The sequence below is a fragment of the Bacillus licheniformis DSM 13 = ATCC 14580 genome, assembly GCF_000011645.1.
GTDB lineage: Bacteria > Bacillota > Bacilli > Bacillales > Bacillaceae > Bacillus > Bacillus licheniformis.
This window is the reverse complement of the sequence record NC_006270.3, coordinates 3632110-3654919: the sequence shown is the minus strand read 5'-3', so window position 1 is coordinate 3654919 and position 22810 is coordinate 3632110. Positions and strand designations below refer to the sequence as shown.

Genomic DNA, 22810 nt, shown 5'->3' with positions numbered 1-22810 from the left:
AACTTGTCAAACGGAAACACTCATGGACCCGAAAACTTAGGGGAGAGTGTTTTCCCGCAACTGCTTTTGAAACCGGTACCATTTTGAAAGGAGAGTGAAATCATGTCGCTTGATGTGATGACCTTCGGAGAATCGATGGCTATGTTTTACGCAAATGAAGCAGGCGGACTGCATGAGGCGTCTTCGTTTTCCAAAGCTCTTGCCGGAGCGGAAACAAACGTTGCCGTCGGACTGTCGCGCCTGGGTTTTCGGGTCGGCTGGATGAGCAAGGTCGGCGCCGATTCGCTTGGAACCTTTATTTTAAATGAATTGAAAAAAGAAGGCGTCGACATTTCTGAAGTCAAACGCACCGCAGACCGGCAGACGGGCATACTGCTCAAGTCAAAGGTTGAAAGCGGAGACCCTGATGTCACATATTATCGGAGCGGATCAGCCGCAAGCACGATGAGCATTGATGACTACCCGGCAGAGTATTTCAAGCAAGCCAAACATATGCATGTGACGGGCATACCTCCTGCACTTTCAAGGGAAATGAGGGGCTTCGCCCGCCACGCCGTTCACCAGATGAAAAAAGACGGGAAGACGATTTCGTTTGACCCGAATCTCCGCTTCCAGCTTTGGCCGGATCAGCAGACAATGGTTCATACAATTAATGAAATCGCCGCGCAGGCAGACTGGTTTCTGCCGGGGATCAATGAAGGAAAACTCCTGACAGGCTGCAATTCTCCCGAGGATATCGCTAAACATTATGTAATGCAGGGGGTCAAGGTGATTGTCATCAAGCTTGGAAAAGAAGGGGCTTATTACAGGACATCGGAAAAAGAAGGTTATGTGCCGGGTTATCAGGTGGAGAAGGTTGTTGATACTGTTGGCGCTGGCGACGGTTTTGCCGTCGGCATGATCAGCGGCCTTTTAGACGGACTTCCGCTGGAAGAAGCAGTTCAGAGGGCCAATGCGATCGGAGCGCTGGCCGTCATGGCTCCGGGGGATATGGACGGTCTGCCGTCAAGGGATCAATTGAAAGCTTTTATGGCTGGAGAGAAAAACAACCAAAAAATAGGAGGTTGACCGTAATGGAAATGTCTATGATCGGAAAAGTGCAAGAGCAGCTGGGCGAGGCCGGGCTGATCGCAGTCGTCCGCGCAGACGGTAAGGAGGCTGCTGAGGAGACCATTCACAGACTGATCGACAAAGGGATTACTGCGATTGAAATCACATATACGACGCCGGGAGCGTCTGAGCTGATTGAAAAATTTGCGGGAAAAGACGGTCTTCTTGTCGGAGCGGGAACGGTGGTTGAAAGCGAACAGGCGAGGGAAGCCGCGGCAGCGGGGTCAAAATTTATCGTCAGCCCGGGTTTTTCGGAATCACTGGCTGAGGAGGCCGCATCATTGCATACATTTTTTATTCCCGGCGTATTAACGCCAAGCGAAATTATGGAAGCGGTCTCAAAGGGTTTTCGGGTTCTTAAGCTGTTTCCAGGGGGAACATCCGGGATTCCTTACATGAAGAACCTCGCCGGTCCTTTTCCGAAGGTTCGGTTCATACCAACCGGAGGAATCCATCCCGGCGATGTGGAGAAGTGGCTTGATGCCGGAGCATTGGCAGTAGGTGTGGGAAGCCAGCTGAACAAAGTGTCAGAAGCGGATCTCCAGCGCATCTTTCAGCGGCGGGCTCAGCAGAAATAAAGCGTGCGCAGCGTGGTAAAGACTTCAGGTTTTGCAAGATCGACAGCTTTGCTTTTTCATTAATTTCTAGAATGGGAGAAAAAAATGATGAAAATTAAAGCAACGATTGAACGTGTGCCGGGCGGCATGATGATCATTCCGCTCTTTCTGGGCGCAACGCTGAATACATTTGCACCGGGAACCGCAGAGTTTTTCGGCGGATTTACAGGCGCCCTGATTACCGGAACGCTGCCGATTTTAGGAGTATTTATCTTTTGCGTTGGCGCGACAATAGATTTTCGTTCTTCAGGATATATTGCGAGGAAGGGGCTGACGCTTCTGATCGGCAAAGTCGGCTTTGCCGCATTATTGGGTTTGATCGCAGCGCAGTTCATTCCAGACGAAGGCATTCAAAGCGGGTTTTTTGCCGGACTGTCCGTGCTGGCGATCGTAGCCGTTATGAATGAAACGAACGGCGGTCTGTATTTGGCGTTAATGAATCACATGGGAAGAAAGGAAGACGCCGGTGCTTTTGCCTTTATCAGCACGGAATCAGGCCCGTTTATGACGATGGTCACTTTCGGTGTGACAGGGCTTGCGGCATTTCCTTGGGAGACGCTGGCTGCAACCGTCATCCCGTTTTTACTCGGCTGCATTCTCGGTAACCTTGACCCTGAATTGCGCGATTTGTTCGGAAAAGTCGTACCGGCGATCATTCCGTTCTTCGCATTTTCACTTGGAAACACGCTTGATTTTAACATGTTGATTCAATCCGGCCTTTTAGGCATTGTTGTCGGCGTATCAGTCGTCATTCTCTCGGGTGCATCTCTATACTTGCTGGACCGCTTTGTCGCAAGAGGAGACGGTGTCGCGGGAGTAGCGGCGTCATCAACGGCCGGGGCTGCGGTAGCCGTCCCGTATGCACTTGCCGATGCAAACCCCGTGTTTGCGCCGGTAGCTGATTCAGCAACCGCGATCATCGCGACAAGCGTCATTGTCACCTCGCTTCTGACGCCGCTTGCAACCGTCTGGATCGAAAAACGGACGAAACAAAGAAAATCTCCGAAACAAATGACGATTGATTACAAGTAATGTTGCCGCAGGCGCACCGGGACATTTGTCCGGGGCGTTTTTTTATGACCGTTTTTGAAACGTCACCAAATTGCTAAATTTGACGAACATAATCTGTGCTAATATCAATATATAGTGTCTGTTGGATGAACAAACACTATATATGCTACTTTTTAGGAGAGATTAGGATGACAACAGGCTTTAAAGAACAGGGATTATTGCAATTGACAGAAACATTTCATGATATCGTCGGGTATGGAAATCACGATATTATGCAGGAAAATGCCAACGTAGACGGCCGCTCCCCGATGGGGCAAATGAGCCGGTTTGCATCCGAGAGTTCCAGACATTATGCGCTCCATTACTTAATGTCGCCGGAAATCAAGAAAGCAGTCGATGACAACTTTATATACCCTCACGATTTAGACTATATGCCGAGCGGGACAACGACTTGCTGTCAGATACCATTGGTCCGGCTGTTAAAGGAGGGATTCCACACTGGCCACGGCTCCCTCAGGGAACCGAAGGACATTATGAGCGCATTGTCACTCGCATCTATCATTTTTCAATCGAATCAAAATATGCAGCATGGCGGCCAGTCATTCCCAATGTTCGATTACGATCTGGCGCCTTACGTCCGCAAAACGTACGAAAAGCATCTTGCGAAAATCAAACAATACCCGACAACTTTGACAGAAGAAGAGATAAGGGAAAGAGCGTGGGAAGAAACGGACAACACAACTTACCAAGCGTGCGAAGCATTTATACATAACGCCAACAGCATGCATTCGAGGGGCGGCGGACAGGTGCCGTTTGTTTCCATTAATTACGGCACGGATACGTCAAGGGAAGGCCGCCTTTTGATCAAAAATATTCTTAAGGCGACAAAAGCAGGCCTCGGCAAAGGTGAGACGCCGATTTTTCCGATTCAGATCTTCAAAATGAAAGAAGGCGTGAACGTTGATCAAACAGACCCTAACTATGACTTGTACCGGCTTGCATTGGAAACGAGCGCTGAAAGGCTGTTTCCGAACTTCAGCTTTATCGACTCGCCCGTGAACAAACCTTTTTATGACGGAACGCCGGAAAGCGAAATCGCTTATATGGGATGCAGAACGCGCGTCATGTCCAATATTCATGGAAAAGAAAACAGCGTCGGCAGAGGGAATTTGTCATTCACCTCGATCAACATTGTGAAAATAGCGCTGCTCAGCGAAAACGTTGAACAGTTTTTTGCCTTGTTAAACCGCTACATGGATTTAACGATTCAACAGCTGCTTGAACGGTACGCCTTTCAATGCAAGAAAAGAGCAAAGGACTTTAAATTCCTGTATTCACAAGGCATCTGGCATGAAAGCGAGAAGCTTGAACCTGAGGACACGCTCGAGGATGTGCTAAAGCACGGAACATTGAGCATCGGATTTATCGGGCTGGCTGAAGCTTTGACTGCATTGACCGGAAAACATCACGGAGAAAGCGAGGAGTCGTTTGAACTCGGCAAAAAAATCGTCCAGTCGATGAGAGATAAGGCCGATGAAGCCACAGAAAAACACAAATTGAACTTTTCCTTGATCGCTACGCCGGCAGAAGGGCTTTCAGGGAAATTTGTCAAAAAAGACAAAGTGGAGTTCGGTTCGATCCGCAATGTCACAGACCGGGTGTACTATACGAATTCGTTTCACATCCCTGTTCACTATAAGCTGACTGCGGTCGAAAAGATCAGAAAAGAAGCGCCGTTCCACTTAATGTGCAATGGAGGGCACATCAGCTACATCGAGCTGGACGGAGACCCGAAAAAAAACATTAAAGCGATGGACATGCTTGTGACCGCCATGCGCCGGTCAGGCATGGGCTACGCCTCGATCAACCATCCTGTCGACCACTGCAAGGCGTGCGGATTTACCGGAATCATAGATAATGAATGCCCGCAGTGCAAAAACCGGGATGAGGCTTTGATCGAACGAATCAGACGGATTACAGGATATTTAGTCGGAGATATGTCAAAGTGGAATTCGGCGAAAAGACAAGAAGAAAAGGACAGAGTGAAGCATCTATGAAAGTGATGAATATTATCCATGACAGCATCGTAGACGGAGAAGGACTGAGAACAGTCGTGTTTTTAGCGGGCTGCCCGCATATGTGTGAAGGCTGCCATAATAAACAAAGCTGGAATATCAATAACGGATTTGATATGAGTGTAGACGAAGTATTCGAGGAAATTATGAAAAACCCGCTTACAAACGTCACCTATTCAGGAGGGGAGCCGCTTTTGCATGCAGGCGAACTGATCGAGCTGTCAGAAAAAATTAAGCAGCATTCCGAAAAGGACATCTGGCTTTACAGCGGCTATACGTACGAACAAATCTTGAAGAATGAAAAGCACAGCGCCTTGCTGGCCTATTGCGATGTCCTGGTAGACGGCCCGTTCGAACTCAAAAAAAGGGACTTGACGCTTCTTTACAGAGGAAGCTCAAACCAGCGGATTATTGAGTTTGCATCATCACAAGCAGAAGCCTGAAGAGGGCTTCTGTTTTTCCTTTCCGGCATTGGCTTCTATCGAGATAACGTCATAATGAATATGAAAAGGTTTATATTTCAACATACATGTCTATCAATAAAAGAAAGCGTTTTATTTACATAAGACTATCGTGAATTAAGGGAGGAGATGGCAACATGACTCAATCACCGATATTTCTGCAGCCTGAGTTTAAAGAGAGAATCTGGGGGGGAACGGCTTTGCGCGAGTCATTCGGCTATGACATTCCCTCCGATTTGACAGGTGAATGCTGGGCCATTTCCGCCCATCCAAACGGTCCGAACATCGTTGCTTCAGGTCCTTACAAAGGAAAAACGCTTGCCGAGCTTTGGGACGAACACCGTGAATTGTTTGGAGGTGCAGAGGGGGACCGTTTCCCGCTGTTAACGAAAATACTTGATGCCAATCAAGACCTTTCCGTTCAAGTCCACCCGGATGACTATTATGCAGGAGAGCACGAAAACGGGGAACTCGGTAAGACAGAATGCTGGTATATCATCGATTGCAAAGAAGGAGCAGAGATCGTTTACGGCCACACGGCGAGAACGCGGACTGAACTGGTCACCATGATCAACAGCGGTGATTGGGACAACCTGTTAAGGCGGATCAAAATCAAACCGGGCGATTTTTATTATGTGCCAAGCGGCACGATTCACGCTCTTTGCGAGGGGACGGTCGTTTTGGAGACACAGCAGAGCTCCGATACGACGTACAGGGTATATGATTATGACCGGACCGATCAAAACGGAGAAAAGCGCGAACTTCACCTGACACAGGCGATCAATGTCACAACAGTACCGCATGTAGACAGCTATGTTGACGAATCGACAGAAACTCAAAAAGGCATTACCATTAAGACATTTGTTGAAGCCGAATATTTCTCCGTATATAAATGGGAGATCGACGGTGCCGCTGAGCTGACCCAGGATGCCCCTTTCCTCCTGTGCAGCGTGATTGAAGGAGAAGGAAAGCTCACTCAGGGCGGCGAATTATTTCCGATCAGCAAAGGGACAAATTTTATCCTGCCGGCGGAAACCAATGACTTTACAATAGAAGGAACATGTGAACTAATCGTGTCACACATATAAAAAGCTTGACGGTCTGCAAAAAAAGGCCGTTAAGCTTTTTTATTGTAAAAAAATAATCCGGCTCGCCGATAAAAAGAGAAAGCAAGTTTTAGAAATTGGGAGGCTCATAGGCGAGGGGAGTAAAGAATGTGAAAAACATTAGAAAAACCGTTATTTTTGCTGCAATCATTTTGCTCGTACATACGGCAGTCCCGGCAATTCCTGCTTTAGCAGCATATACCGATACTTCCGTCTACAAAATTGAAACAGCAAAAGAGTTTAATAGCGAAAGCGAAGCGCTCAAAGCAGCCGAACAACTGAAAAAGGACACGGGATGGAAAGCCGAGGTCAAACCTTCAGGGAAAAACGGCACAACATACGTTTTGACATCAGAAGGTGTCGAAGGGGAGAGCAGAGCAAAAAATCTGCTTTTGCAGTTTGAAAAAGAAACCGGTTTGAAGGCGTCCTATGGTCCGATTGGAAAAAAAGAACCGTTTTCCAAAGCGGTATCAAAGGAATTTGCCGGTGAAGAAAAAGCCAAGGAATGGGCGCTCCAATTTGAAAAAGAAACCGGTCTGAAAGCAACCTATACACTTGCAGGGAACAGGGAAGCATACGTGAAGGTTGCCACCGGAGGAATCGAAGGCGAAGACAACACGAAAGCCATCCTCGATCGTTTTCAAAAAGCGACCGGCCTCAAAGCGTCGTATGCACCATACGGAGCGGGACAAGCGATCGTCAAGCTTTATTCTGCAGAAATCGCAGATGAGAGCAAAGCGAAAAGCCTGCTTGTCCAGTTTGAAAAAGAAACGGCCCTTAAAGGAACGATAGAGACCGTAAAGAAACAACAGCCTAAATATAAAATTGCGACAAGTTCGATACAAGGCGAAACAAACGCGAAAAACCTGCTGAAGCAGTTTGAAAAAGAGCTCAAAGTCAAAGGGGCATATGAAGCCGCCGGTCAGCCGGCACAGCTATACAATGTGAAATCGGGATATTTTAATGACGAAAAGAGCGCGAAAAATGCCGCCGGACAAATTAAAAAGAAAACCGGTCTCGCCTCAAGCACGGAAAAGGTAAAAGGTACACGCTTCTGGATCGTAAGCATGAAAAGCGTAGACAGTCAAAACCTCAAAAAAATCGACGCCTTTTTCAAAAAGAAAACGTGGCGTTATACTGCTGCAAAGGCGGGGAAAAAGCAGACATCTTTCAGAATCGTTTCCGTCCCGCTTTCAGATCAAAAGAAAGCAAACGATGGCATCCGGTTTTTTAAAAACAAAAATATTCAGGCTTCTGCGCAAAGCACCGGCAGCACGACCGTCAGCCGCTTCCGGATTGCGTCTGCTGAAACCGCCGTTCAAGCGCGAATCAATAAAGGGCTTGAATTCTTTAAGAAAAACGGTGCGGCGGGAACGGCCGGATCAACAGGAAAAAAAGTGTACAGCCACTATCAGCTGACAACGGAATCCGTATACGAACAGAACAAAGTGACGCAGGCGCTCAATTTCTTTAAAGAAACAGGCATTCACGCAGAGGCCGTGAAGACCGGCCAATATTACAGCCGCTACAAACTGAGTTCGGAAGCTCTGATCGGCACGGAACAATTACAGCAGGCGCTCGGATTTTTCAGCAAGCGGAATATACCGGGCAAGATTGAACAAACGGGTGAGTACGGCTACAGGCAGTACCGGGTGACGACAGGTCGAATCACAAGCAAAGCAGATCTCGACAAGGGCTTGAATGTCTTTAAGAAGAACAATGTCAGCGCAACTTACCAAACAAAGACGGTCAGCCTGTTTCATATCTCGATCAATGAACAATTTACAGGGAAAGACCGTGCGGATGCTGCCGCCAATCGGATCAAAACGAATTACGGCTGGCCGGTGAATGTCGTCAAAGTGAAAAACGGCCCGCAAATCACAACGACTGACTACGGAATCACGCTCAGCCAGATGATCGATAAACAGATGAAAGTCAGCCCGCAAACGGATGCGCCGGCTTATGTTTCATTGAGCTACATCAATACGGCGAACCAAACCGTCACGGCTGATCTGCTGAATATCAGGTCAAGCCCCCTTGTGACAGGCGGCAACATCATCGGACAGCTGCAAAAAGGGGATAAAGTCAACATCATCTCCCAGGAAAACGGCTGGGCAAAAATCAGAATGAATTGGCGAAATGCCAGCAGGGATGAAGTCGAGAAATATGTCAATCCGGAAAATTTCACACAAGACAGCTCGGCATACTTCCAATTTTTAAAACTGTCGCAAACGGCCGGATTGAATGCTGCCGAGGTCAATGCAAAAATCCTTTATAATAAAGGGGTTTTGACAGGCAAAGGGCAAGCGTTCATCGACGCGGCGAGAGCATACAGCATCAATGAACTGTACCTCATTTCACACTCGCTCCTTGAGACGGGCAACGGAACTTCCGAGTTGGCTAAAGGAACGATGTTCAACGGCAAAAAGGTTTACAATATGTACGGCGTCGGGGCTTACGACAGCAACCCGCTTTACTACGGCGCAAAATACGCCTATGAACAAGGGTGGTTCACACCTGAGGCCGCCATTATGGGCGGAGCCAAATTCATCGGTGAAAAATACATTCACCACCCGACTTACAAACAGGACACCCTCTATAAAATGAGATGGTCTCCGAATGCCCTTCACCAATATGCGACAGATGTCGGATGGGCTTGTAAGCAGGTGGGGAGAATGTACAGTCTGTATACATTGCTCGATCAATATACGCTGTACTATGATGTGCCGGTTTATCGGTAATCATCATAAAAAGACCGGCCATGTTCCATTAGGAACCGGCCGGTCTTTTTTCATTTGCCGTCATATGCTCGCTCATAAAGTTCAACAGGCGCATGCTGGCATCACCTGTTGAATATTGATGCCACTCTTCCGCAAACTTCTTGATCTCTTCCTTTGTATCGGACATTTCTTTGATTTCTTTCAGCAGCATTTCGCTGTCCATGCAGGCTTTGCCGGGAATGACTGCTTCAAAATCATCGATCAGTCCGCGTTTTTCATTATACTCTGCCATATCATACGTGAAAAACAAAATCGGTTTATTTAACAAAGCGTACTCAAAGGCGACCGACGAGTAGTCGGAAATCAGGATGTCGCTTTCCATCAGCAAATCCTTTAACGGAACGTCTGATACGTCTTTGATCAGCCCTTCGTGCTCTTCAAAAGCAATCTGTTCCCGCACGGCCGGATGCAGTTTGACCAGCAGCAAAAATTCTCCCTGCAGTTCCCCGGAGAGCTGCTCCTTAGAGAAAGGGAGACGAACGGACGTCAAACAATAGTCCCTGTATGTCGGCGCATACAGAATAACCTTTTGGTCCGGACGCTCCGCTGTTTGTCTTCCGGCATGAAAATACTCATCAGTTAACGGAACACCCGTCCGCAAAAAACGGTCATCTCCCAAGCCGAATGACCGCTTGAAAATATCCGCCATTTTTTCCGAGCCGACAACGATATGATCAAATGAACGATACACTTTTTTAAACCGTTTGATATCGCCGGCGGATCGATAGCGGTTTCCGATATCTTCGAGTCCGAACTTCTTCAAAGCGCCGGACGCATGCCAAATTTGAATGCATGTCGTCTGAGGGCGTTTATTCAAAACACTTGTCAGCAGAAAATAATTATCCGTCAACACGAATTTACACCTGAACATTCGGTATACGGCTTTTATGAGATGAATCGGATTTTTCTCGTTGATCACTTGCGATCGAACGGAAGGATATTCATCTGCAAGGGAAACGGCGTGCCTTGTATAGAGGACTTCCATTTCAAACGGCCGGCTGCTGCTGACATACTCATCAAGCAGCGCGCGCGCATTATCCGGAAAGGAAACAAGCAATACAGCTCTGTCGCGCGCTTTTACCAATCTGAAAATAAAACCGGTCAAAGCGAGACCGGCCGAGTAAACCATAACCAATAAAGAACGTATATTCATTCGTTACCCAAACTCTTTTCTACAAATCGATTTTAGATTGCTCTTTGATCTGCTCCGGATAGTAGTGCCGCTGTTTTTGAACTCTTTCCTCTTTCAGAACGGAGAAGACATATTTCGGGATGTTCAGCATGCGCTTCCACCTTGTCGGATTGGTCAGCAGGCGGTACATCCATTCAAGATTCAGCTTGATGAACATTTTCGGCGCCCTTTTCACTTTTCCGCTGAACACGTCGAAGCTCCCGCCGATGCCGATCGCAATCGCCTGAGGAAATAGATGCTTATGTTCATAAATAAACTTTTCCTGATGAGGATATCCGAGAGCGACAAAAACCATGTCCGGCTTGGCAGCCGCGATTTGCTTCGCAACTTCGCCTTTGTCTTTGACATAGCCGTGTGAGTATCCGGCCAGCTCAATTCCGGGATATTCGGTTGAAAGCCGATCTGCAACAGCTTGAATAACCTCCTGCTTGGCCCCGTATAAAAAGACCCTTTTCTTTTTGCGGTCAGCCAAGCTGAGAAGGTTGATAAATACATCGTACCCCGCGATCCTCGATTTTAATCTGCTGTTGATCAGCCTTGACGTCAGGACGATGCCGATTCCGTCCGGCAGGATAAAGTCAGCAGATGAAACTGTTTTAAAATAATCCTTGTCTTTTGCAGCCGCATACCCGATCTCAGGGTTTACCGTTGCGATAAATGCCCCCTCATTGCGGTCGATAAAGGATTTTTCAAGATGATTCAAAAATCCGGGCAAATCCCCGTTAACATATGCAAGATGATGAACCGTTTCCGTTTGCAGCATAGTTTTTTTCCTCCTTCCGGTTTAAGAAGTGTAAGTATATACGAATGTATGAAAGTCGAAGTTTAAGAGACCAGCCCATAAATTCAGGAGGTCTAACGTATATTTTAGCATAGATCATTCATAAAAGCTTAACAATATCTTTACATTAGATTAAGATTTTTTACGTCTTATTCAGAAAAGGTTCGATTTTTTTAGATAAAATTTGGAATTGCATTAACCTTAAAGAATACTTAACGTTTGATAGGCGATGTGCTATAATGAATGATCAGTAAAGACCTGTGGAATGAATGTAACTTATCGAGTGTTTTTGATATATCAATATAGCATTTCGCCTTAAGATTAGAAAGGAGAGCGCATGACAATGAAGAAAGTCATCACATATGGAACGTTTGATTTATTACATTGGGGACATATCAAGTTATTGGAACGGGCAAAACAATTGGGGGATTATCTCGTCGTAGCGATTTCGACTGACGAATTCAATCTTCAAAAGCAGAAAAAAGCATATCACAGCTATGAGCACCGCAAGCTGATTCTTGAAACGATCCGCTACGTAGACGAAGTCATCCCGGAAAAAAACTGGGATCAAAAGGTACAAGATGTGATCGATCATGACATCGATGTATTTGTCATGGGGGATGACTGGGAAGGGAAATTCGACTTCCTGAAGGATTACTGCGAGGTTGTTTACCTTCCGAGAACCGAAGGGATTTCCACGACGAAGATCAAAGAGGAAATCGCGAACCTTTAATGTCGGCTCAGTTAAATAAAATTCAAAAAGTACTTCTTAAAAAAAATAAGAAGTGCTTTTTGTTTCGTATACGAATCATTTTAATATAATAAGTATGAACGGCTTTGCTTTTGAATAAAAAAAGAGGAGTAGACTGATTTTATGGATAGTGCAATTCCGATAGAATTTCAGCTGCGAGAAATAAAAATTAACGACGCTCGCCTCTATTTTGTGTTCGAAAGTTCTATCTCTCTTAATCATGTCGGTATTTTGGCAGTGAACCGCAATTCGAAAAAAGAGATGCGTGTAACTTGTAACAAAATAAGCGATTCAGGGCAGTTAAAAGCAGCGGAGATATCTTTAAATAACCTTTCTAACCTGATAATAGACGAAACGGTCATTGATTTTTATGTGCTATATGAAAATAATGAAAAAAATCAATGTAAAAAGAGGATTTACACAGCCTCAAAACCGATTGAGCTGTATTGGCATCAGGATCGAGTCAAACAGTTCATTTATTTGCCGTATACGACCCGAAAAGGCCACTTCGCTCTTGATGTTTCACGGAGAAAAGCAGTAGCGGAACCGGACAGCATTAAGTTAAGCTCCGAAGGAAAACTAATGATCAGAGGCTATACTTTTCTGCTCGATGCGGAAGAATGTTCGATAATAAAAAGCAGAAAGCTGGTTTTAAAGGAAATTAGCCAAAACGATAAAGAAAGGGTTTTCAATTTCCCTTTAAAAGGCGTTCAGCGCGTCGATTTGTCAGCTGATTCTTCTGATCATGCCGTTGGATTTGAGGCGGAAATCGATCTGAAAAAGCTGTATGAGGAGAACAGGATGCCTGCTTTCTTTAAGTTTTATATAGAATACGTAGGTGAAGATGCTGCAACAGGGGAGGAAATCGCTATAAAAAGCAGGGCATTCAAGCTTATAGATGATATAGAAAGTTTTTCAATTGTTAACACAAAAAAAGGACCGGCTCGTTTTCACATTTATCCGCAGAAGCGAAAACGGGGTATGCGTCTAAGAATGAATGACTATACGATCAAAACCCGTGCGGTTTATTTTGCCAAAGGAAAAGGAAAAAGGCTGATGTCAGTCATACGCAAAGGCAAGAATAAAGCAAAGAAAAAGATTTCGGGCATGGTGAAGAGAGCATACTATTTTACTTTTGGACTGGCCGGCAAACTCCCTGTTAAAAAGAAAACCGTCATTTTTGAAAGCTTTGCCGGCAAGCAGTACAGCTGCAATCCGAGAGCAATTTACGAATATATGAAGGAACATCATCCGGAATACAACTTAATATGGAGTGTAAATCCGAGTTATACAGAAATTTTTGAAGAAAAAAATGTCCCTTATATTCACCGATTCACGCTGAAGTGGCTGTTCGCCATGGCAAGGGCCGAATATTGGGTTGTAAACAGCCGGCTTCCTTTGTGGATCCCAAAACCAAAGCACACGACATATGTGCAGACATGGCACGGGACTCCGCTGAAAAGGCTTGCCGTCGATATGGAAGAAGTGCACATGCCGGGCACCAACACTGAGAAGTACAAGCAAAATTTCACTAAAGAAGCATCGAAGTGGGACTATTTAATCTCCCCGAATCGCTATTCAACCGAAATCTTTGCCCGCGCTTTTCAATTTAACAAAACAATGATTGAGTCCGGCTATCCGAGGAATGACTTTCTGTATACGGACAACCGCCCGGAAACGATGAAGGCCATAAAGAGAAAAATGAATATCCCCGAAGATAAAAAGGTCATTTTATATGCACCGACATGGCGGGACGATCAGTTCTATAAAAAAGGAAAATACAAATTCGACCTTGATTTGAATTTGGAAAAGCTGCGAGAGGAGATCGGCGATAATTATGTCATCGTTTTAAGAATGCACTATTTAGTCGCGGAAAACTTTGACCTATCGCCGTACAAAGGATTCGCATATGATTTCTCATCATACGAAGATATTCGCGAACTTTATATGGTATCTGATTTGTTAATTACAGATTACTCTTCAGTATTCTTTGATTTCGCAAATTTGAAGCGTCCGATGATTTTCTTCGTTCCAGACATTGAAACCTATCGTGACAAGCTGCGCGGCTTTTATTTTGACTTTGAACAAGAAGCACCAGGACCGTTGGTCAAAACGACTGAGGAAGTAATTGAGAAAATCAAGGAAACAGAGACATCTGACTATCGTCTGCCTGACATTTTTGAGCCTTTTTATGAAAAGTTTTGTTACCTGGAGACGGGCAATTCAACTGAAAAAGTTGTAAAAACGGTATTTAAATAAATACAAAAAAGCCATTGCTTTATGTAATGGCTTTTTTGTAAAATATCTTCTGATAACAATAAAGAAAGAAGGCGAAGTTTTCAGAAGGAAAAATTTAAGCGTTTTCGATGATAGATTATGCTGGAATATCCAATATTCCCTATGAGAATAAAAAGTGTTCAAGTGAAATGTTACAAAAGTGGTATTCTAAATCGCCTAAATGGTCTTAACTTTTAAGCAAACTTATGCTATTATAATTTTTATCATAAAAATAATCAACAGTCAAAGATTTAACATAGTATCTGGAGATGTTGTGAAATCAACAGATCTTGTAGAATAAAAACAGGTTTAATAATTTTTACAAGAATGTTAAAATTTCAATTGTAATTAGTTTGGAATGGTAACATTTTTTTTAGAAGTGATGTATGTTACTTCTTTTTTTCTTGCCATTAACAATCACTCGGAATATCATTTTTTATAAAATGAAAAAGTTCCGAAATCAAAATAATGATTGCCGAGTACATTGAACAATTAGACTAAATTACAAATAAAACTTCTTATAATAAAAGAATACGTATGTAATCCTGAAGGAGACAAGAAAAATAATGAACAAAAAAGTTTTGAAAAGAAAAATAAAATTTATTAAAGACCCTATTGAGAACTATCTCAAAAAAAGAAATCATAGAAGAAACAATAAGTACGCTAAATTTTATAAAAAATTGAATGTTGTGGACAACACAATTTTATACGAAAGCCGTGATGGGAAGAGTATCACTGACAGTCCTTTTGCAATATTTGACTATTTGATAAAAAATCCAGAATTCAACCATTATAAGCATATTTGGACTATTGCAGATTTTGAAGCGCTCGAGCCAGTTATCTCCAAGTATAAAGATATGCCGAATGTTGAGTTTGTTAAAAGAAATTCAGATAAATACCTGCAATATTTGGCTACTGCCAAGTATCTAATCAATAACTCTACGTTACAGTCATTTTTTATATGCAAAGAAGAACAAGTATATATAAACACATGGCATGGAACGCCACTGAAAAGCATGGGATTTGATATTCCAGGAAATCCAGCCCATTCACAAAACGTACTTAGAAACTTTATAAGTGCAGATTACCTGCTGAGTCCAAATAAGCATACTACCAATATGTTTTTGAACAGCTATAAGTTAGAAGGGCTGTACAGCGGTGAGATCATTGAAGAAGGCTATCCAAGGATTGATTTAACCCTTAACACGAGCCCCGAAGAGTTTAAAAGTTATTTAAAAGACTTAAGTTTACTGATCTCAAATGATAAGCAAACGATCTTATACGCTCCAACATGGAAAGGGAATAGTGTATCAAAAGTAAAAAACGACGTTTTTCAAATTATTTCTGATATGAATTATTTAGAGGAGAAAATCGGCAGTGATTATAATGTGTTAATTAAAGTTCACCCGTTTTTATATAGTGAGGCTTCTAAAGTTTCAGAGTTAAAAGGGAAACTGATACCTGACTTTATTGATACTAACCAGTTGTTAAGTACTGTCGACATATTAATAACTGACTATTCCAGCATATTTTTTGATTTTCTTGTCACTGATCGGCCGATTTTGTTTTATATGTGGGATGCCGATGACTACAATAAACAACGAGGAAAATATATTAACAATGAAGATCTTCCAGGTCCTGTCCTATACAATGTAAGGGAATTAGTCGAAGCAATTGGCAATATTCATCAAGTGAAATCAGAATTTCAAACAAATTATGAAAAGAATAAAGTGAAATTTACGAATCACGACGACGGAAATGTTACGAAAAGAGTAGTTGAGAAAATCTTCAAAAACAAGGGACAATTGAATGTAATTAGAGATCTGGATAAAAAGAAAGAAAAGATCTTGATCTATCCAGGAGGAATGAAAAATAACGGCATTACATCTTCTTTCCTTAATTTAATGAATAATATTGACTTTGATAAATATGATGTAAGCTGTTTTATGAAAACTCCCCACTCAAGAGAGGTTCTAAACAATATCAACAAAGTGAATAAAAATGTTAGGTTCATATTTAAGCCTGGTTTACCAGTTTACACGTTGTTTGATGTATATAAAGATAAGCTGGTGCACAATAGGGGAGCTAACGGTAAACTTGAAAAGAAGTTGTACCCAGAGGATGCATATTTAAGAGAACATAAAAGGCTTTTTGGAAAATCTAAATTTGATTATGTAATTGATTTCAGCGGGTACAGCTTATACTGGGCCAAGTATTTAGTTTGTGCAGATGCAAAAAAGAAGATTTGCTATATGCACAATGACCTCTTGTCAGATAGTGAAAGATTGGTTAATGGGCGTCGTCCGCACAAAATTAATCTGAGAGGATTATTCTCTATTTACAATAAATTCGATAAGCTAGTAAGTGTTTCAAAGGGAACGATGGAGTTAAATAAAAAGAATCTTGCTATATATGCTGATGAGGACAAATTTGACTATATAATGAACTCTATTAATCCTGAAAAAATTCTCGGGATCGATCATTTAAAAGAAAAGGATACTGAGAAATTAGCAATCGCTGAACAGAACCATGAAGAAATCATAGCCAATAAAAGTTTTAAAGCAAGGGCAAAGATTGTAAATGTCGAAGGCTTCTTCATTATCAATTCACTGTTTGATAAAGTGAATCAAAAATTAACACCGGCTAAGGAATTTGAAAATAAAGAAGTCACCATAATACGAGAAGCTCATACGAATGATGGAAAAGTTTTTTATAAATTTACTATAGATGACAGTATTATTGGGTGGCTGAACCTAGAGGCTTTTGAGTTATTGCCAGACAGCATTTTACTTGAGAGGAAAGTCAATAAACTGGCAGTCATTCAACACCCTAATGGAAACGACATCTGGAATAAACCTTATAAAACTTTAGATGTACAAAAAGTATCTTCCAGCAAACAATATAAAGGGATTATCGTTGAGGTAGATAAAGAAGTCAGAACTCAACATTCTTTCTACAGCAGAATATATATTAATGATATATTAATAGGGTGGATTGATAATTCAGCATTGAAAATTGTAAAAGAGTATCAGTCACATCCAGAGGATACAGAAAAGCAATCTGCGATAAAGAATGAAAAAGCCAAAATTAAGCGCAAAAATTATAAAAAACACTCAAAGATTATTCAGGGGCTGGAGAACAGAACATTAGAAGAAATAAAGATGAATTTATTCGCGACTATTACAAATGGCGAAAATTATACAATCTGGACCAAAGCCTATCCTAATAACGGGTGTAAAGAAATATCAACTGCTGAAGAATTTAACGATACCATTGTCATTGTCAAAAAAAGCCATAAGACAAAAGAAGGGGAATACTACCGGTTCTATGCAGATGGAAAAGCAATTGGATGGTTGGACTCTAGAGCTTTTAATATTATAGAAGAGCCTGTCATTGCAAGAAGCAGAGAAGTGAAATACAATGCGATTGTGAACTTAAGCGATGCTGACTTTATATATAATAAACCTTTTGATTTACCTGGATGTACACCTATAGAGGACTATCAAAAATTCAATGAACAAGAAGTGGAAATTGTTGAAGAAGCTCTTACACAAGAAGGCACTTATTGCAAAGCAGTCTTAAATAATAAAGTGTTGGGGTGGATAGGACGCAAATCTTTAAATGTAATTGAGCCTCCTGGAATAAAAGTAGGTAAGACTCTTGTTCCTTATCCATCTGAATGTAACTACAACTTTGTTAATATGGGCAGACTCTCCCCTGAAAAAGGGCAAGATAATCTAATAAAAGCTTTCCATACTCATATTCAGAGTTATCCTGATAGCAGGCTTTATATTTTAGGGGATGGTCCTTTAAGGAAAGATCTCCAAAAAATAGTGGACAGTTTGGAACTTCAAGATTACGTCTATCTGATGGGACAACTGGAAAATCCGTTTGGTTTCATGAAAATGTGCGACTGTTTTGTACTGTCTTCCCATTATGAAGGACAACCAATGGTATTATTAGAGGCCATGACTTTAGGAATGAGAATATTGGCAACTGACATTATTGCCAATAGAACAGTTTTAGAAAACGGCAGATACGGAACCTTAGTAGATGATAGTATAGCCGGTCTTGAAAATGGTTTAAAAGCAGTAAGAACAGAGATTAATACTGTTATGCAAGCTTTTGATTATAATGAGTATAATAAAAAAGCTATGGATACCTTCTACAAAGTTTTGAACTAACAGAAAATGTTGAGGCAAATGCCTCAACATTTGCTTTTTAGTATCACTGAATCGGTAAAGTGGTTCCGTAGTTTGAAGCTTTTGTGAGATCTAAATTGGGCCCCCAAAAGTGAAAAAAAACTGATCATCTGTTACAATAAAGAGCAGTGCTTTTAATCAGGGTTCTTTTGTAGCCCAAATCTTAATCCCTTAAGGAAGATTAGAATGAATGCATTAGTGAAAATACTGAAAGAACAAGTAACATCGTTTCCTTTAATCTTGCGTTTGGCAGCTTACGAAACAAAATCAAAATATCAAATGAATTATTTGGGCGTGTTATGGCAGTTTTTGAATCCGCTCATTCAGATGCTGGCTTATTGGTTTGTATTTGGGATCGGAATCAGAAAGAGCAGTGAGATGATTACGGGGGTCGGCGAAGTGCCTTTCATCATATGGATGCTTGCCGGTTTGATTCCCTGGTTTTTTATCAGCCCGACGATTCTTGATGGTTCAAACAGTGTATATAAGCGAATCAACATGGTGGCCAAAATGAATTTTCCAATCAGCTCTCTTCCTTCAGTGGCGATTGCGGCTAACCTGTTCAGCTATTTTGTGATGATGGCGATTTATGTCATTGTGCTGCTTGCGTTTGGCATTTATCCAAATCTTCAATGGCTTGAATATATTTACTATTTGTTTTGCATGATTGTTTTTATGTTCGCATTCAGTTTGTTTAATTCAACGATCAGTGTACTGGTCAGGGATTATCAGTTTCTGCTGCAATCGGTGACAAGGCTGTTGTTTTTCCTGCTGCCGATTTTTTGGGATATCTCTACGCAGCTGGGGGACAAGCACCCGGCATTGTTGAACGTGATTAAGCTGAATCCGCTTTTTTATATTATCGACGGATTTAGAAACAGCTTTTTCGACGGAAGCTGGTTCTTCGAAGATATAACATATACGTTGTATTTCTGGGCTTTCACATTATTGCTCTTGACTGTAGGATCTGTCCTGCATATGAAATTCAGGGACAGGTTTGTTGACTTTCTTTAATACGTAAGGAGATTTTAACGATGAAACTAAAAGTTTCGTTTCGAAATGTTTCAAAACAGTATCAGCTTTATGAAAAACAATCGGATAAAATTAAAGGGCTGTTTTTTCCGAATAAGGATAAAGGTTTTTTTGCTGTTCGGAATGTCTCCTTTGACGTGTACGAAGGGGAGACGATCGGATTTGTAGGGATTAACGGATCGGGAAAATCGACGATGTCCAACCTGCTGGCAAAAATCATTCCGCCGACAAGCGGTGAAATCGAAATGAACGGGCAGCCTTCCCTGATTGCGATTTCCGCAGGATTAAACAATGCGCTGACGGGCAGAGACAGCATTCGTCTCAAGTGCTTAATGATGGGGCTCACAAATAAAGAAATCGATGAGATGTATGACAGCATCGTTGAATTCGCAGAAATCGGCGAGTTTATCAATCAGCCGGTCAAAAGCTATTCCAGCGGAATGAAATCCCGGCTCGGCTTTGCGATCTCAGTGCATATCGATCCCGATATTTTAATTATTGACGAAGCGTTATCAGTAGGTGATCAAACCTTCTATGATAAATGTGTCGACAGAATTACCGAGTTTAAAAATCAAGGGAAAACCATATTCTTTGTCAGCCATTCAATCGGTCAAATTGAGAAAATTTGCGATCGGGTCGCCTGGATCGATAATGGCGAGCTTCGCATGTTTGATGACACAAAGACGGTCGTAAAGGAATATAAAGAATTTATCAGCTGGTTTAAAAAGCTTTCCAAAAAAGAGAAAGACAAATATAAAAAAGAGCAGTTAGCCAGCCGCAAACAGGTCTTGTCCGAAGAAGATCTGGCTCATCTCGAAAAAGACAAGAATAAACAAAAATCTTTGGCAAATATCATTCCGATTGCAGGTTTGTCCATCCTGGTCGTATTGGCTGCCGGAGCGATGTTTGTTTAAAAGGAAAGGCGCGTCATTTTGCAGATGGCATTATAAAAAGCTATTGGATATCGATCCAATAGCTTTTTTATTAAACTTCTTCTTTTGCCAGAAGGTCCTGCATAAATGGAATCAGCGAATCCTTCAGTTCGTCGTCCTGCATGGCAAATTCGAGAGTTGTCTGGATAAAACCGAGTTTTTCTCCAACGTCATAGCGTTTGCCTTCGAAGTCATAAGCGAATACGCGCTGGATTTCGTTTAACTTCTGAATCGCATCTGTCAGCTGGATCTCTCCGCCTGCGCCGATTTGCTGTTTATCTAAGTACATGAAAATTTCAGGAGTAAAGACATAGCGTCCCAAAATCGCAAGGTTAGACGGTGCTGTGCCCGGTTTTGGTTTTTCAACAAAGTTTTTGACCTGGTATAGGCGCCCTTCATTTGTCAAAGGATCAATGATCCCGTAGCGGTGCGTTTGGTCTTCAGGCACCTGCTGAACGCCGATTACGGATGAGAGAGTCTTTTCGTACTCGTCCATCAGCTGGCGAAGGCCAGGTTTTTCGGCTTGGACAATGTCGTCTCCAAGGAGCACTGCGAACGGCTCGTCTCCGATAAAGTTGCGGGCGCACCAAACGGCATGTCCGAGTCCTTTTGGTTCTTTTTGGCGAATATAGTGGATATCAGCGAGATTTGACGCTTTTTTCACTTTTTCAAGGAGTTCGATTTTCCCTTTTTCCTCCAGGTTGCGTTCGAGCTCCGGCGAGAAATCGAAATGATCTTCAATCGCTCGTTTGCTTTTACCGGTTACGATGATAATGTCTTCAATGCCGGCTTCAACGGCTTCTTCAATAATATATTGAATGGTTGGCTTATCTACGATTGGAAGCATTTCCTTTGGCATCGCTTTCGTTGCAGGGAGGAAACGTGTTCCAAGGCCCGCTGCGGGAATGATCGCTTTACGAACTTTCTTCAATTCAATACACCTTCCTTAAACTGTGTTTTCTACTCAGCCAGAAAAAATACGCTTAGAAAAGCGGAGAGTATGCTGAATATATGTATGATATACCCCGAAAAATTACAATTACAAACTCATCATATAAGAAAAACAATTCTTAAACAAGTCTAAACAGGTATAAAGCGCAAAGATGTTATATAATGAAGGGAAATCTCATTCTTCAACAGGATGGTTTGCGGTTTGATCAACGGATGTTTTATGATGAGAATATCGTCCATAAGCAATCGATGGGCGGGATTAATTCCAACGAGAAAACACGGGCAAAGCGGTAATCAATCGATTCAGCAGACGATTCTTAAAAAAGCTGTTCATACAGAAAACAGGTGATAGAAAAATGAAGAAACTAAAAGTCATGACAGTATTCGGCACGCGCCCTGAAGCCATAAAAATGGCTCCGCTCGTGCTAGAATTAAGAAAATATCCCGAAATTGAGTCTTATGTGACGGTTACAGCCCAGCACAGGCAAATGCTTGACCAGGTGCTTGAAGCTTTTAACATAAAGCCTGATTTTGATTTGAATATCATGAAAGAAAGGCAAACGCTGGCTGAAATTACGTCTAATGCGCTTGTGAAGCTGGACGAGCTGTTTCAGTCTATCAAACCGGATATTGTGCTTGTCCACGGTGATACGACAACGACATTTGCGGGGAGTCTTGCCGCTTATTATCACCAGATTTCCGTCGGCCATGTAGAGGCGGGGCTCAGGACCGGAAACAAATACTCGCCGTTTCCAGAAGAGCTGAACAGGCAGCTGACGGGATCGATTGCCGATCTTCATTTTGCGCCGACAGAGCAGGCCGAACAGAATCTGCTCCGCGAAAATAAAGATCCTGAGACGATTTTCATCACTGGAAATACTGCAATCGATGCACTTCGCACAACAGTAAGGGACGGCTATTCACACCCCGTTCTTGAAAAAATCGGAAATGATAAGATGATCTTGCTTACCGCCCACCGCCGGGAAAATTTAGGGAAGCCGATGGAAAACATGTTTAAAGCGATCAGGCGGATCGTCGAAGAGTTCGACGGCGTCCAGGTCGTTTATCCCGTTCATCTCAATCCCGCTGTTCGTGAAGCGGCTGCAAAGCATTTCGGCGATTTGAATAAAGTCCACCTGATAGAGCCGCTCGAAGTCATCGATTTTCACAACTTTGCAGCTGAAGCTCACTTCATCCTCACCGACTCTGGAGGGGTGCAGGAAGAAGCGCCGTCGCTAGGAAAGCCGGTCCTCGTGCTTCGCGATACGACGGAACGGCCCGAAGGCGTCCAGGCCGGGACGCTTAAACTGGCAGGCACGGATGAAGATAAGATTTACCAGCTGACTAAACAGCTGTTGACCGATCAAGATGAATATCGAAAAATGTCCAGGGCTTCAAACCCGTACGGGGACGGACAGGCTTCGCGGCGAATTGCGGAGGCGCTGCTTTATCGGTACGGATACCGAAGCGCGCGGCCTGATGTGTTTAAAGATAAATAAAAAAGCTTCCTTTTCAGGAAGCTTTCAGCGGTG

At 42.8% G+C, this 22810-nt stretch carries 15 protein-coding genes and 1 pseudogene; 13 read left to right on the top strand and 3 right to left on the bottom strand.

Translation table 11 applies throughout. The annotated features are described in order from the left end of the window. Positions 1-102: 102 nt before the first annotated feature. The 7 genes from TRNA_RS40325 to TRNA_RS40295 all read left to right on the top strand — a co-directional run bounded on the left by TRNA_RS40325 (position 103) and on the right by TRNA_RS40295 (position 9121). Positions 103-1068 (top strand): sugar kinase, encoded by a 966-nt coding sequence (locus tag TRNA_RS40325; RefSeq protein WP_003185801.1) that lies wholly within the window; start codon positions 103-105, stop codon positions 1066-1068. A 5-nt stretch (positions 1069-1073) separates the two neighbouring features. Further along, positions 1074-1688: a bifunctional 4-hydroxy-2-oxoglutarate aldolase/2-dehydro-3-deoxy-phosphogluconate aldolase gene (locus TRNA_RS40320; protein WP_003185799.1), complete on the top strand. Its 615-nt coding sequence runs from the start codon at positions 1074-1076 to the stop codon at positions 1686-1688. An 87-nt stretch (positions 1689-1775) separates the two neighbouring features. Further along, complete coding sequence (gene kdgT, locus TRNA_RS40315) at positions 1776-2759, top strand: 2-keto-3-deoxygluconate transporter (protein ID WP_011198368.1); 984 nt, start codon at positions 1776-1778, stop codon at positions 2757-2759. Between the two features lie 167 nt (positions 2760-2926). Continuing rightward, a complete protein-coding gene (locus TRNA_RS40310) occupies positions 2927-4795 on the top strand; it encodes an anaerobic ribonucleoside triphosphate reductase (protein WP_003185794.1) in 1869 nt (622 codons plus the stop codon). Then, positions 4792-5256 (top strand): anaerobic ribonucleoside-triphosphate reductase activating protein, encoded by a 465-nt coding sequence (gene nrdG / locus TRNA_RS40305; protein WP_011198367.1) that lies wholly within the window; start codon positions 4792-4794, stop codon positions 5254-5256. The genes TRNA_RS40310 and nrdG overlap by 4 nt, the downstream gene beginning before the upstream one ends. 155 nt (positions 5257-5411) lie before the next feature. Beyond that, positions 5412-6362 carry a mannose-6-phosphate isomerase, class I gene (gene manA / locus TRNA_RS40300; RefSeq protein WP_003185791.1) on the top strand — a complete coding sequence of 317 codons (951 nt, stop codon included), beginning with the start codon at positions 5412-5414 and terminating at the stop codon, positions 6360-6362. A gap of 128 nt (positions 6363-6490) precedes the next feature. Further along, complete coding sequence (locus TRNA_RS40295; RefSeq protein WP_011198366.1) at positions 6491-9121, top strand: N-acetylglucosaminidase; 2631 nt, start codon at positions 6491-6493, stop codon at positions 9119-9121. Positions 9122-9149: 28 nt separating this feature from the next. Here TRNA_RS40295 and TRNA_RS40290 read toward each other — a convergent pair whose 3' ends face one another. Further along, a complete protein-coding gene (locus TRNA_RS40290) occupies positions 9150-10313 on the bottom strand; it encodes a CDP-glycerol--glycerophosphate glycerophosphotransferase (protein WP_009329695.1) in 1164 nt (387 codons plus the stop codon). Positions 10314-10332: 19 nt separating this feature from the next. Beyond that, positions 10333-11112 carry a WecB/TagA/CpsF family glycosyltransferase gene (locus TRNA_RS40285; RefSeq protein ID WP_025806137.1) on the bottom strand — a complete coding sequence of 260 codons (780 nt, stop codon included), beginning with the start codon at positions 11110-11112 and terminating at the stop codon, positions 10333-10335. A 364-nt stretch (positions 11113-11476) separates the two neighbouring features. Here TRNA_RS40285 and tagD point away from each other — a divergent pair, with 364 nt between their 5' ends. The 5 genes and pseudogenes from tagD to tagH form a co-directional block, all read left to right on the top strand. Next, the gene (tagD, locus tag TRNA_RS40280; protein ID WP_011198365.1) at positions 11477-11866 is read left to right on the top strand and encodes a glycerol-3-phosphate cytidylyltransferase; all 390 of its coding nucleotides are present in this window, start codon (positions 11477-11479) and stop codon (positions 11864-11866) included. A gap of 141 nt (positions 11867-12007) precedes the next feature. After that, on the top strand, positions 12008-14143 hold the full coding sequence (locus tag TRNA_RS40275) for a CDP-glycerol glycerophosphotransferase family protein (RefSeq protein WP_011198364.1): 2136 nt from the start codon (positions 12008-12010) through the stop codon (positions 14141-14143). Positions 14144-14727: 584 nt separating this feature from the next. Beyond that, complete coding sequence (locus TRNA_RS40270; RefSeq protein WP_011198363.1) at positions 14728-18345, top strand: CDP-glycerol glycerophosphotransferase family protein; 3618 nt, start codon at positions 14728-14730, stop codon at positions 18343-18345. Positions 18346-18549: 204 nt separating this feature from the next. Further along, entirely contained in the window at positions 18550-19377 is an 828-nt protein-coding gene (gene tagG, locus TRNA_RS40265) for a teichoic acids export ABC transporter permease subunit TagG (RefSeq protein WP_011198362.1), read from the top strand. A gap of 20 nt (positions 19378-19397) precedes the next feature. After that, positions 19398-20303, top strand: a pseudogene (tagH, locus tag TRNA_RS40260) (teichoic acids export ABC transporter ATP-binding subunit TagH); the annotation flags it as partial. Positions 20304-20379: 76 nt separating this feature from the next. Here the strand turns inward: tagH and galU are convergent. Next, positions 20380-21258, bottom strand: a complete 879-nt coding sequence (gene galU, locus TRNA_RS40255; protein WP_011198360.1) for a UTP--glucose-1-phosphate uridylyltransferase GalU — start codon at positions 21256-21258, stop codon at positions 20380-20382. A gap of 376 nt (positions 21259-21634) precedes the next feature. On the opposite strand from galU, the gene wecB reads away from it, so the two are divergent. Then, positions 21635-22777 carry a non-hydrolyzing UDP-N-acetylglucosamine 2-epimerase gene (gene wecB, locus TRNA_RS40250; RefSeq protein WP_011198359.1) on the top strand — a complete coding sequence of 381 codons (1143 nt, stop codon included), beginning with the start codon at positions 21635-21637 and terminating at the stop codon, positions 22775-22777. Positions 22778-22810 lie beyond the last annotated feature (33 nt).

Coding starts and splice junctions, on each gene's coding strand:
- TRNA_RS40325 (WP_003185801.1), top strand. CDS start 103: ATGTCGCTTGATGTGATGACCTTCGGAGAATCGATGGCTATGTTTTAC.
- TRNA_RS40320 (WP_003185799.1), top strand. CDS start 1,074: ATGGAAATGTCTATGATCGGAAAAGTGCAAGAGCAGCTGGGCGAGGCC.
- kdgT (WP_011198368.1), top strand. CDS start 1,776: ATGAAAATTAAAGCAACGATTGAACGTGTGCCGGGCGGCATGATGATC.
- TRNA_RS40310 (WP_003185794.1), top strand. CDS start 2,927: ATGACAACAGGCTTTAAAGAACAGGGATTATTGCAATTGACAGAAACA.
- nrdG (WP_011198367.1), top strand. CDS start 4,792: ATGAAAGTGATGAATATTATCCATGACAGCATCGTAGACGGAGAAGGA.
- manA (WP_003185791.1), top strand. CDS start 5,412: ATGACTCAATCACCGATATTTCTGCAGCCTGAGTTTAAAGAGAGAATC.
- TRNA_RS40290 (WP_009329695.1), bottom strand. CDS start 10,313: ATGAATATACGTTCTTTATTGGTTATGGTTTACTCGGCCGGTCTCGCT.
- tagD (WP_011198365.1), top strand. CDS start 11,477: ATGAAGAAAGTCATCACATATGGAACGTTTGATTTATTACATTGGGGA.
- TRNA_RS40275 (WP_011198364.1), top strand. CDS start 12,008: ATGGATAGTGCAATTCCGATAGAATTTCAGCTGCGAGAAATAAAAATT.
- TRNA_RS40270 (WP_011198363.1), top strand. CDS start 14,728: ATGAACAAAAAAGTTTTGAAAAGAAAAATAAAATTTATTAAAGACCCT.
- tagG (WP_011198362.1), top strand. CDS start 18,550: ATGAATGCATTAGTGAAAATACTGAAAGAACAAGTAACATCGTTTCCT.
- wecB (WP_011198359.1), top strand. CDS start 21,635: ATGAAGAAACTAAAAGTCATGACAGTATTCGGCACGCGCCCTGAAGCC.